The sequence below is a fragment of the Heliomarina sp. genome, from assembly GCF_052826185.1.
In genome coordinates, this window is the sequence record NZ_JBRBUI010000027.1 from 362,903 (window position 1) to 374,587 (window position 11,685).

Consider the following 11,685-nt stretch of genomic DNA (forward strand, 5'->3'; position numbering starts at 1 on the left):
AGCTCAGAACTTGAAGCGGGCTCCCGCGAAAAGGGCGGTCACGTCCTCGAAACCGGTCGTGCCCGCGTCTTCCATTGCGTAACGCCGCAAAAGCAAGAATGTTTCAATGCCGTAGCGGTCGATGTCCTGAACCACGGCAACTCCGACTGACTGCGACTCGGAACTGGTGACCAGTAAATCCCGCCCGGCATAATAATCGACGGAAAGGCGTGTTTCGCCCAATGCGAACCAGTCTTGCCGGTACCCAAGCTTAATGTAGTCGTAAGACCCGGCCGAGCCCCGCTGCTGCGCGCCGGTGGCCAGCGTCACGCTGATACCCGAAGGTTTATGCCAGGCCGATGCCGAGGCGAGTAGCGCTTCGGATACTGCGCCGGTCGGTGTCTCGATCCGCCCATAGCCCACCGCGACCCCGGTTTCGATATCGCCAAAGGCACCGCTGTAGCGGACTGAAAAGTCGCTGTAGGTGTTGTCGTCGTTTGGATTTACGACCTCTTTGCCAAGCGCCGCACCGATGCTGAAGCCCCGATATTCGGGAGTGTCATAGCGTATCCGCAGCCGCCGCCCGCCATCAAAGTTCCGGAATACGCCGGAAACGATAATCGGGGTCAAAGGGCCGGACTGGTCGCGAAAGCTGAAACCGCCACCCGCACCGCTGACAAAGGAATAGGCCGCAAGGCTGGTGCCGGAAAAGTCGACCTCGGCAACGCCATCGGTGGCCATACTGCCCTGTCCGATCGCGTAGTTCCCTAGCGAACCTTGGTATTTCAGCTCGAGAAACCGCAGGGTCCGCCGTCCGAAAATGGAATCCGTCGGAACGCTGGTTTGGCCGATCTGCGATGAACCTCGCGTGCCTAATGCGGTTTCAAAGGTAAAGCTGGCGATACCGGTCCCGATGTCGCGCTCGCCGATAATGCCGATACGGGTGCCGGAATTTCCATTGTCCACAAGGGCCTGATCGGTTTCGAATCCGTCATCGACCGACATGAACCCGCCAGAAATCTGTCCGTAGATTGTCCAGTTCACACCGAACGGTCCGTCGAACTCATTCCACCCTTGGAACGACTGGGCGAAGGCCGGACCAGCCATTGCGAGACCCGCAAAAGCCAGAACCTTCCAGATACCGGATCGGTCGAACATACCGCCGCCCCCTCACGCGGGTGCCCCGCCGGACGGGGTGACAACTTTGAGTGGTGCGCCGAATATACATACCACCGCGATAAGGGTGAATACGCCGGATCAGCGTGCCCAGTCTTCGGCCTGCATTTCGCGCAGTCGCGAGGCGGTTCGCTCGAATTCGAACTTTCCTTCGCCTTCGAGGTAAAGCCATTCGGGCTGTGCCGCTGCCGATGCCACCAACCGCACCCGTGCTTCGTAAAGAGCGTCGATCAGGGTTACAAAGCGCTTGGCTTCGTTGAAATTGGATCGCGACAGGGTGGGGATGTTTTCCAGCACCAGCACCCGGACCGCCTCGGCGATGGCAAGGTAATCCGCCGGTCCAAGCTGTTTGCCGCAAAGGTCGTAAAAGCTGGCCCGCGCCACGCCGTTGCGAAAGGCGGGCAGGGTGACTTCACGTTTCTGCACGATAAGGGTCAGTGGCTCCGCCGGTCCGCCTGTCAGATCCTCCCATACAGCCTGAATCGCAGCGCGGCTTTCGGCGTTGATGGGCGAGAAATAGACCTGCGAGCCCTGTAGCCTGTCCTGCCGGTAGTCGCGCGGGCTGGTCAGTTCCTTGACGACCATCTTGTCCTTGATGATCTCGATAAAGGGCAGGAAGAGCTGCCGGTTCAGCCCGTTCTTGTAGAGATCGTCCGGCACCCGGTTCGATGTCGTGACGACAACGACGCCCCTGTCGAAAAGCGCTTCGAACAGCCGCCCCACGATCATCGCGTCGGTGATGTCGGTGATCTGCATTTCGTCAAAGGCCAGCACGCGGGTCGATTCCACCACCTTGGCGACCACGGGTTTCAGCGCGTCCTCGGTATTGGCCTTGCGGGCATCGTGCATCCCGGCGTGGATTTCCTGCATGAAGGCATGGAAATGCACCCGCCGCGCGGGGATGTCGTCGAGGCTTTCAACGAAAAGATCCATCAGCATGGACTTGCCGCGCCCAACGCCGCCCCAGAGGTACAACCCCTTCGGCGGTTCCGTCGCCTTGCGGAAAAGACCACGCTTGGCGGGCTGATCCAGAGCCTCCCGGATACGTTCGAATTCCTCCAGAACGCCCTCTTGTCCGGGGTCTGCCTGCAACTCGCCAGCTTTTACGCGGGCATCGTAGATGTCTTTGATGCTGCTCATGCCCCGCGTTTATAGGGCGCGCATGCGGTTGGAAAGAGTCAAGCGTGCCTGCGGCTTACCGATTGATCCGTCACGGTGATGAACAATGCAACAATTTCTGAATTGATGTTCCGCGCGTCATGGCTAAAAACGGTGCTTGTCCGGCAGAAAGAACCCGCCATGCCCCGATCCGCCCCTCTTCTTACGCCCGTCCTCATCACCGGCTGTCTGATCATCCTGCTCAGCTTTGCGGTCAGATCGTCTTTCGGCGTGTTCCAGATTCCGATTGCCGAGGAGTTCGGCTGGCTGCGGACCGAATTTTCGCTGGCCATCGCGATCCAGAACCTAGCCTGGGGCATCGGACAGCCGATTTTTGGCGCCATCGCGGAAAAGATCGGGGACCGCAAGGCGATCCTGATCGGCGCGCTGATCTATGCGGCCGGTATGGTTCTGTCGGCGGGATCGACCTCGCCGATCGAGCATCAGCTTTATGCATGGCTGGTCGGGTTTGGCGTAGCTGGCACCGGTTTTGGCGTGATCCTTGCAGTTGTTGGTCGCGCCGCTTCTGATGAGAATCGATCCATGTCGCTGGCCATCGTCTCGGCGGCGGGCAGCGGTGGCCAGATCGTCGGCGCGCCCTTAGCGGAGTGGATGCTAGGGTTCCTGACCTGGCAAAGCACCTTCCTCGTCTTTGCCGCGGTCATGGTCGCATCGATCCTGCTTTTGCCCTTCATGCGGGCACCGGTCAGCGCCGGCAAGGCCGAGCTGGAAGAGAGCATGGGCACAGTGGTGTTGCGCGCCTTCCGCGATCCGTCTTTCGCGATGATTTTCATGGGTTTCTTTTCCTGCGGCTACCAACTTGGCTTTGTCACCGCCCATTTCCCGGCCTTCGTGACCGAGCTGTGCGGACCGATCCTGCCGGGCGGGGTGCTCCATTCGGTCGGGGTCACCACGACCTCGGCGCTGGGCGCGGTGTCTCTGTCGCTGATCGGGGCGGCAAATGTGGCCGGTACGCTGCTCGCCGGTTGGCTGGGGCAGCGGTATTCCAAGAAATACCTGCTGGCGGCGATCTACACAGGGCGCACCATCGCGGCGGGGCTGTTCATCATGATGCCGATTACTCCAGCAAGCGTCATCGTGTTTTCGATTGTTATGGGCTCGCTCTGGCTTGCCACCGTGCCGCTGACCTCGGGGCTGGTCGCGCATATCTACGGACTGCGCTACATGGGCACGCTCTACGGGTTCGTCTTTCTAAGCCACCAGCTTGGCAGTTTTCTCGGTGTCTGGCTTGGCGGGCGGCTTTACGACGTCTACGGCGATTACACGCTGGTCTGGTGGATCGGTGTCGGCATCGGGGCGTTCAGCGCGATCATCCACCTCCCGGTGCGGGAAAAGCCGCTGGCCCGGCCGCTGGCGGCCTGATCAGGCCTGCGACGCGTTCCAGCGGTCAAGGATGTGGCGGCTGGTCATCAGGTCCAGATGCGCACCGCCGCCGTTTTTGAACAGGGTGATGTCTTTGTCAGTGCCCCGCTCGAACCTGTCGATGCTGTAGAAATCGGCCAGCACTTGCTCGCGGGTCAGCGCGCCTTCTGCCAGAGGAATCTTGAACTCGCCAATATGATCCAGCGTGGTGTCAAAACTGTCGGCATAGATCCGGGCGCGTTGCAGCGCCGCGTCGTCGGTCTCGCGCATATCCGGGCGGTAGGCGCCTATCAGGTTGAGATGCTGGCCGGGACGCAGCCATTCGCCCCGGATCACCGGGCTGGTGGCCATCGTGGCGGTAACAATGATATCGGCGGCGTCAACGGCAGACGGCAGGTCCTCGGCCACGTCGACCCCGTCCAGACTGCGAGCCAGCTCCTCGGCCTTGCTTGTTGTCCGGTTCCAGATCACCTGCTTGGCGTCAGGGAACCCTGCGCCAAAAGCCTCGCAGAGCGACCGCCCGACAGTGCCAGCGCCAACGATCAGGATGTTTTTGCTGTCGGAGCGGGCAAGTTTCATCGCGCCAAGCAGGCTGTCGCCGGCGGTTTTCCACTTGGTCACAAGGTGAAAATCGACAATCGCGTCAAGCGTGCCATCGCCATCGGCATAGAGGCTGACGCCGCCATTGACGACTGGTTTGCCCTGATCGGGATTGTCCGGGAACACGGTTGCCGATTTGACAGCAATCCCCAATCCGTCGATCCAGGCGGCGCGGGATAGCAGCGTGTCCTTGCCACGGTATAGGAAAGTATCGCCGATCTCGGCCTTGGGTAGCTTGTGACCCTCCTCGAGCGCCCGCGTGAAAGAAACCCAGTCAAGCAGTGCCTCGCCCTGATCGAAGGTGATGAATGGCGTGCTCATGCGGCTTCCTCCCGGCTCAGCAGACCGGTTTCAACGAGCTTGTCCGCCCAGCCTTTGGGACCGGTGAAAAGGTGAGTCTGCCAGCCGCGCGAATTGGCGACACGGATATTGTCTTCGCGGTCGTCTGTGAACAGCAGCGCTTCGGGGGTGACGCCGCAATCCTGTTCCACCATCTCGTAGATTTGCGGTTCGGGTTTTACCGTCTTCATGTGGCCGGAAATATACGGGCGGTCGAATTCCAGCAGGAACGGATAATGCGACGCTGCAAGGTCAAAGCTCTGGATGCCGAAATTCGTGAGCGAGAATACAGGAATGCCCTTGCCGCGCAGGGCTTGCATCAGGCGGACGGAATGATCGATGACCGGCGCGGCCATCTCGATCCAGCGGTCATGCCACATGCGGATTTCCGCGCGCCAGTCGGGGTTCGCCTCTGCCGTTGCATAAACGGTTTCGGTGAAATGGTGGCCGCGATCGACGTCGTTGTTCATTTCATGCAGATCGACAGAGCCGAACAGGGCGCGTCGCCGTTCCTCACCGATTTCGCTGTCGTAGAAGCGCTCGGGTTGCCATTCGATCAGAACGTTGCCGATGTCGAATATCACGGCTTCTGGTTTCATTCCTGCCCACTCCGTAAGGCGCCAAAAATCTTGAAGATTTTTGACAATTTTTTTCAAAAAATTGGCCGCGTCAGAAGCGGCCGGCTGCCCGGACTTCGCGTTCGAGCGCATCCAGAAAACGGGAGCGGTCGGCCTTTGTAAAGCCTTTCCCGCTGCCGCCCGCACCCAGTGGGTTCGCGGCCCGCATATCCGCCATCAGATCGCGCATCGCCAGTTGCTGACCGATATTTGCCTCGGTGAAGGCTTCACCATTATGGCGCAGCACCCGGGCGCCCGCTGCGACGCATTTGGCCGCCAGCGGAATATCTCCGGTCACAACCACGTCACCCTTGCCGCAGCGCTCGGCAATCCATTTGTCGGCCTCATCCGCGCCGCTGGCGACGATGACGTTTTCCACCAACGGGTTCTGCGAAGGGCGCAGCCCGCCGTTGGAAACCACGAACATTTTCAGCCGATGGCGCGTCGCTACACGTTCCGCCTCTGCCTTGACCGGGCAGGCATCCGCATCGATGTAGAGCGCGCTCATCGTGATCAGGCCCAGAGCGCGTTGGCGTGAAAGGTCACGTGGTCTTCCATAAAGGTGGACACGAAAAAGTAGCTGTGATCATACCCCGGCTGCAGGCGCAGGATGATCTGCTGGCGTCGCTTGGCTGCTGCAGCGGCAAGGGTTTCGGGACGTAGCAGGTCGATGAACTGGTCATTCGCGCCCTGATCGATGAGAACCGGGCCGTCAAAGCCTTTTTCCGCCATCAGCAGGGAGGCGTCATGCGCTTCCCATGCGGCCTCGTCGTCACCCAGGTAGGCCGAGAGCTGCTTGCGCCCCCAGTCGGCGCCCGTGGGGTTCGAGATCGGGGCAAAGGCGGAGACGGATTTGTAGCGATCCGGATAGGTCATCGCGAGGGTCAACGCCCCGTGCCCGCCCATGGAATGGCCGGTGATGGACTGACGCTCGGGGTCGATGGAAAAGTTCCGCTCGAGCAGGGTCGGCAGTTCTTCCGCGATATAGTCCCACATCCGGTAATGCGGCGCCCAGGGGTCACGCGTGGCGTTCACGTAGAAACCGGCGCCCTTGCCCAGATCGTAGGCTTCGTCATCTGCCACGTCATCGCCCCGTGGCGAGGTGTCGGGAAAGACCAGACCGATACCCTGTTCCGCCGCCCAAGCCTGAGCACCGGCCTTGGTCATGGCGTTTTCATGGGTGCAGGTCAGCCCGGAGAGGTACCAGAGCAGCGGCACGGGGCCGTCCCGCGCTTCTTCGGGGAGGAATAGGCCGAAGGTCATGTCGCAGGCGCAACTGGTCGAGCGATGGGTGTAGACGCCCTGAACGCCTCCGAAACAGGTATTTTCCGAAACTGTTTCCATTTGTCTTCTCCTGATTGGACGTCACCGCATCGCTAGCTGGCCTTGGCGCGGGGGTAAAGGGCGGGAGCCTCCGGCGGGGATATTTTAAAACCCAAAGAAGATCAGCCTTGTACCCACGAAATGACCAGCGGTACGCTGAGGATGCTGAGGGCGGTGGAGAAAAGGATTGCTGCGGATACCCTTTGCGGGGCGATTCCATAGTGCTGGGCGAGCATGAAGACATTGCCGGCGACCGGCAGGGCCGCAGCCGAGATGACCGTCGTTGCCGAGAACCTGTCGATGGGAAACAGCAGCAGGACGCCGATGCCGACGAAGAGCGGGTGCAGCACAAGCTTGCAGCAAGTGAGCCATGCGGCGATCCGGATACGCTCGGCTGATTTTCCGGCCAGCGAGGCGCCGATGGCGAAGAGCGCGCCGGGAGTAGCGGCGCCGCCGAGGATGTTCAGAAAATCGTTGAAAGGCAGCGGGATCGGCATCTTGAGCGCGGACCAGATCAGACCTGCCGAGATCGACAGGATCATAGGGTTGCGCAGCAGTCCCATGCCAATCGTCTTGAGGATGGCAGGGCTCATCCGGCGATCACGTGCGCTGTGGATGATGATGACGATCAGGCTGGAAAACACGATCAAGTCGGTTGCGAGAACCAGCACCAATGGGCCGATGGCTTCCTCGCCGAAGAGCATCACGAACATGGGCAGGCCCAGAAAGCCCGTGTTGCCGATCACGGCACATTGCGCCTCGATGGCGGCGGTCTGGACGTCGACCCTTCGCAGCAGGGCAACGGTGGTCGCGATGGCGTAAACCACCGCGCAGCCAAAGAGATAGCCCGCGATCAGGCGGCCGTCGAAGACCTCGGCGAAATCGAGATTGGCGGCAAAACGGAAGAGCATCGCGGAGAGTGCGAAGTAGAAGACGAAGCGGGTGATATAGGCGGTCGCTTCGGCGCTGAAAAACTGGATACGCGCCGCCCAGAAGCCAAGGCCGATGATTGCGAAGAACGGCAGGGTACGCAGGAATATTTCAACCATGAAGACGGCTTAGCGGCATGGCCCGCGTGCTGCAAGCGGTCATGCGTGGCGCGACGCCTGAGGCTGGAGCGGGAGGAGAATTCTACCCGCTGCCGATCAGGATTCCGGCAGCCAGCACCAGAGCCCCGCCAAGCACCACCTGAAAGGCCGCCCGGAAGAAGGGGGTTTCCATGTACCGGTTCTGGATCCAGGCGATGGCCCAGAGTTCGACAAAGACCACGGCAAAGGCGATCAGGGTGGCCGTCCAGAAATGCGGGATCAGGTAGGGCAGGGCATGGCCAAGCCCGCCGACCGTCGTCATGATGCCCGAGGCAATGCCGCGTTTCATTGGAGAGCCGCGCCCGGACAGTTCACCATCGTCCGAGGCTGCTTCTGTGAAACCCATGGAAATGCCTGCCCCAACCGACGCCGCCACGCCGACTAGGAAAGTGGTCCAGGGATCCTGGGTGGCAAAGGCGGTGGCAAAGATCGGGGCGAGGGTCGACACCGAGCCGTCCATCAGTCCGGCGAGACCCGGCTGAACCCAGGTCAACAGGAACTGTCGGTGGGCGGTGGCATCTTCCTCGGACCGCGCGTCGCCGTTGAGGTGCTCCTCGGCCAGATCGGCGGCGATGGTCTGATGGCCGGCTTCGGCGGCGGCGAGATCGCCCAGCAGCTTGCGGGTGCTGGCGTCGCTCACATGGCGCATGGCATTGAGGTAGAACTGCTCGGCTTCGTGTTCCATGGCATCGGCCTCGGCACGGATACGGTCGATCCCGAGGTTCTCGACCAGCCAGACCGGTCGCCGGTTGTAGTACCCGGCCACGTGTTCACGGCGGATCAGGGGCACGGTCGGTCCGAAACGGCTCTGGTGCAGGTCCAGCAGGCGGGCGCGATGATTGTCTTCTTCAGCGGCCATGCCGTCAAAAACAGCCGCGCTCGCCGGATAATCGGCGCGCAGCGACTCGGCGTAGCCACGATAGATGCGGGCGTCGTCTTCTTCCGAGGAAATCGCAAGCGCGATGATTTCCTGTTCGGTCAAGTCCTTGAATCTCTTGCGTTGCGTCAGGAATCGCATCTTGTTACCCAGTGAATTAGAATGGTTCTAAATATGGCTCGTTCGAAAGGAATTGCAAGCTGCGAACGACAGGAGTTGTTGGAAGTGAACCAATCAGTTTACACTTGCATATTCCCCACGCCGAAAGCCCGCCATGACCCATTCCGCCGATATCGTTCGCACCGGTCGAAAATTCGAACAGGTCCTTGAGGGCGCGCGCGAGATCTTTATGGCCCAAGGATTCGAAGGCGCCAGTGTGGATGAGATCGCCAAGGCGGCGGGGGTTTCGAAAGCAACGCTTTACAGCTATTTCCCGGACAAGCGGTTGCTTTTTGTCGAGGTGGTGCGGGCGCAATGTGACCGCATGGCGGACCGGGCCATCGAGCTGATCTCGGAATGCGCACCGCCACGGCAGATCCTGACCGTTGCTGCCGGTCACATCGTGCGATTTCTATTGTCGGATTTCGCGCAGCGCATTTTTCGGATCTGCGTGGCCGAGCGCGACAGGTTTCCGGAATTGGGGCAGTCCTTTTATGCCAACGGGCCGCAGATGGGAAAGGCCCGGCTCGCCGAATACCTGAGTGACGCCGTGACGCGCGGCGAATTACGGATTGAGGACATCGAACTTGCCGCCGAGCAGTTTCAGGAGTTGTGCAAGACGCGGCTCTGGCTGCGGGCCGCATTTGGTATTCAAGAGGTCTTTACCGAGGCCGAGATCGACTATGTGATCGATAACGCGGTGGAAACCTTCATGGCGCGCTACGGGGCGAAATAACCGGAAATCGCTGTGCACAACCCGTACAGCACCTGTACACCTCCTGTATGACAAATATGCGCCGGCAGGCGCTCAGTCGATACGGCGCACCACAAGCTGGTTGCCTTCGCCGCGCCGGGTTTCGAAGCGTTTCATTTCCTTGACCAGATCGCTGAGCTTTTTCTTGCCATAGCTGCGGGTGTCGAAATCCGGGTTCGAGGCGGTAATGTACTGGCCGATCTGGCCAAGGGAAAACCACTCTTCTTCCTGATCGATGGCGTCCATCGCGCGGATCACCAGTTTGGAGGGATCTTCCAGTTCGGCGGGCGCCTCGCTGTCGTCATTGGCCTTTTCGGGTCGGGGTTTGGATTTTATCGGATCGTTGACGAGATTTTCTACATAAATGAATCGTTTGCAGGCCTTCACGAACGCGGCGGGTGTTTTTCGCATGCCCATGCCATAGACATCCAGCCCCTGTTCCCGGATGCGACTGGCGAGCCGGGTGAAATCGCTGTCCGAGGAGATCAGGACGAACCCGTCGAACCGGCCAGAATGCAGGATATCCATCGCGTCGATCACCAGCGCGATGTCGCTCGCATTCTTGCCGGTGGTATTAGCGAATTGTTGATGCGGCACGATGGCAAGCGTTGCCAGTTTGTCCTTGCTCCAGCCCTGCGGCCCGCCCCCGGCGAAATCGCCATAGATCCGGCGGATGCTGGCCTCTCCCAGCGAAGCGATTTCTTCGAACATGGCCTCGGCGAACTTGGCCGAGATATTGTCGGCGTCGATCAGCACGGCAAGCAGTTTGCGGTTGGCGTCGGGCATGGTGGTGTTTCCTTCTCGTCCAGTCGGGACTTGAGCCCGCCTTTTGCGCGGCTTGCCGTTACCCGGCTGACATAGCCCGGATTCCACCGCATTCCAATGATGGCCTTGGCACGGCGATCTTCGCGTCCGGTTCGAAATACAACGGTAACACGCGTGTTTTCACACGCTGATGACAATGCTCCCGACCACGGATGGCCGTCAAAAGCGCGCCATCAATCAGGGTCACAAGCAAACGCCCGGGTTGTTAAATTGGTGAAAAGATATTGAAGGGGTCGCCTACACACCCGGTAGCGGGCGCTCTTGTGCAAGGCACCGGCCCGCGTGGCCGGTGCCTATCTCTTCAGACCTTTGCGATCAGAATTCCACCACGGCCCTGATGGACTTGCCTTCGTGCATGAGGTCAAAGCCTTTGTTGATGTCCTCGAGCTTGAGCTTGTGGGTGATCATCGGGTCGATCTCGATCTTGCCGTCCATGTACCAGTCGACAATCTTGGGTACGTCGGTGCGGCCGCGCGCGCCGCCAAAGGCGGTGCCGCGCCAGGACCGGCCGGTGACCAGCTGGAACGGGCGGGTCGAGATCTCGGCACCCGCGGGCGCCACGCCGATGATGATCGATTCACCCCAGCCCTTGTGCGCGCATTCCAGCGCCGTGCGCATCACGCCCACGTTGCCGGTCGCGTCAAAGGTGTAATCCGCACCGCCCTTGGTCAGCTCGACCAGATGCGCGACGAGATCGCCTTCGACCTCCTTGGGGTTCACGAAATCGGTCATGCCAAAGCGCTCGGCCATTTCCTTTTTCGAGGGGTTCAGATCGACGCCGACGATCTGGTCGGCCCCGGCCAGCCGCAGGCCCTGGATCACGTTCAGACCGATGCCGCCGAGGCCAAAGACCACCGCGCGCGAGCCGATTTCCACCTTGGCGGTAAAGATCACCGCGCCGATGCCGGTGGTGACGCCGCAGCCGATATAGCAGACCTTGTCGAAAGGCGCGTCGGGGTTGATCTTGGCAAGGCTGACCTCGGGCAAGACCGTGTGATTGGCGAAGGTCGAGCAGCCCATGTAATGCAGGATCGGCGTGCCATCGAGCATGGAAAACCGGCTGGTGCCGTCGGGCATCAGGCCCTGCCCTTGGGTCGCGCGGACCTTCTGGCAGAGGTTGGTTTTCGGGTTGAGGCAGTATTCGCACTCGCGGCATTCGGCGGTGTAGAGCGGGATCACGTGGTCGCCGGGCTTGAGGCTGGTGACGCCGGGGCCGACTTCGAGCACCACGCCCGCGCCCTCATGGCCGAGGATCGCCGGGAACAGACCTTCGGGATCGGCGCCCGAAAGGGTGAATTCGTCGGTATGGCAGATGCCGGTGGCCTTGATCTCGACCAGAACCTCGCCCGCCTTCGGACCTTCGAGATTCACCTCCATGATTTCAAGCGGTTTGCCGGCTTCAACGGC

Annotated in this window: 12 protein-coding genes; 2 read left to right on the forward strand and 10 right to left on the reverse strand. The window is 60.7% G+C overall.

From position 1 onward, the window contains the following. Positions 1 to 3 precede the first annotated feature (3 nt). Both ACU0FH_RS10575 and zapE read right to left on the reverse strand, forming a co-directional pair. Positions 4 to 1,137 carry a porin gene (locus ACU0FH_RS10575; protein WP_446194568.1) on the reverse strand — a complete coding sequence of 378 codons (1,134 nt, stop codon included), beginning with the start codon at positions 1,135 to 1,137 and terminating at the stop codon, positions 4 to 6. 99 nt (positions 1,138 to 1,236) lie between these two features. Next, positions 1,237 to 2,295 carry a cell division protein ZapE gene (zapE, locus tag ACU0FH_RS10580; RefSeq protein WP_446194569.1) on the reverse strand — a complete coding sequence of 353 codons (1,059 nt, stop codon included), beginning with the start codon at positions 2,293 to 2,295 and terminating at the stop codon, positions 1,237 to 1,239. 159 nt (positions 2,296 to 2,454) lie between these two features. Here zapE and ACU0FH_RS10585 point away from each other — a divergent pair, with 159 nt between their 5' ends. After that, on the forward strand, positions 2,455 to 3,696 hold the full coding sequence (locus tag ACU0FH_RS10585; protein WP_446194570.1) for an MFS transporter: 1,242 nt from the start codon (positions 2,455 to 2,457) through the stop codon (positions 3,694 to 3,696). Here the strand turns inward: ACU0FH_RS10585 and ACU0FH_RS10590 are convergent, their stop codons facing one another. The 6 genes from ACU0FH_RS10590 to mbfA form a co-directional block, all read right to left on the reverse strand. After that, on the reverse strand, positions 3,697 to 4,617 hold the full coding sequence (locus ACU0FH_RS10590; RefSeq protein WP_446194571.1) for an ornithine cyclodeaminase family protein: 921 nt from the start codon (positions 4,615 to 4,617) through the stop codon (positions 3,697 to 3,699). It lies immediately after the preceding gene. Next, complete coding sequence (locus ACU0FH_RS10595; protein WP_446194572.1) at positions 4,614 to 5,234, reverse strand: HAD family hydrolase; 621 nt, start codon at positions 5,232 to 5,234, stop codon at positions 4,614 to 4,616. Before ACU0FH_RS10595 ends, ACU0FH_RS10590 begins: the two co-directional genes overlap by 4 nt. Positions 5,235 to 5,304: 70 nt before the next feature. Beyond that, on the reverse strand, positions 5,305 to 5,760 hold the full coding sequence (locus ACU0FH_RS10600) for a YaiI/YqxD family protein (RefSeq protein ID WP_446194573.1): 456 nt from the start codon (positions 5,758 to 5,760) through the stop codon (positions 5,305 to 5,307). A 5-nt stretch (positions 5,761 to 5,765) separates the two neighbouring features. Further along, positions 5,766 to 6,596, reverse strand: coding sequence for an S-formylglutathione hydrolase (gene fghA / locus ACU0FH_RS10605; RefSeq protein ID WP_446194574.1), 831 nt, complete (start codon positions 6,594 to 6,596; stop codon positions 5,766 to 5,768). A gap of 101 nt (positions 6,597 to 6,697) precedes the next feature. Next, positions 6,698 to 7,624 carry an AEC family transporter gene (locus ACU0FH_RS10610; protein WP_446194575.1) on the reverse strand — a complete coding sequence of 309 codons (927 nt, stop codon included), beginning with the start codon at positions 7,622 to 7,624 and terminating at the stop codon, positions 6,698 to 6,700. Positions 7,625 to 7,706: 82 nt separating this feature from the next. Beyond that, on the reverse strand, positions 7,707 to 8,681 hold the full coding sequence (gene mbfA / locus ACU0FH_RS10615; protein ID WP_238371933.1) for an iron exporter MbfA: 975 nt from the start codon (positions 8,679 to 8,681) through the stop codon (positions 7,707 to 7,709). Positions 8,682 to 8,814: 133 nt separating this feature from the next. Here mbfA and ACU0FH_RS10620 point away from each other — a divergent pair, with 133 nt between their 5' ends. Further along, the gene (locus ACU0FH_RS10620) at positions 8,815 to 9,435 is read left to right on the forward strand and encodes a TetR/AcrR family transcriptional regulator (RefSeq protein WP_446194576.1); all 621 of its coding nucleotides are present in this window, start codon (positions 8,815 to 8,817) and stop codon (positions 9,433 to 9,435) included. A 72-nt stretch (positions 9,436 to 9,507) separates the two neighbouring features. On the opposite strand, the gene ACU0FH_RS10625 is transcribed toward ACU0FH_RS10620, so the two are convergent. Both ACU0FH_RS10625 and ACU0FH_RS10630 read right to left on the reverse strand, forming a co-directional pair. Then, positions 9,508 to 10,239 (reverse strand): NYN domain-containing protein, encoded by a 732-nt coding sequence (locus tag ACU0FH_RS10625; RefSeq protein ID WP_238371931.1) that lies wholly within the window; start codon positions 10,237 to 10,239, stop codon positions 9,508 to 9,510. A 354-nt stretch (positions 10,240 to 10,593) separates the two neighbouring features. After that, the coding region (locus tag ACU0FH_RS10630; protein ID WP_446194577.1) for an S-(hydroxymethyl)glutathione dehydrogenase/class III alcohol dehydrogenase at positions 10,594 to 11,685 on the reverse strand (1,092 nt) is incomplete at its 5' end.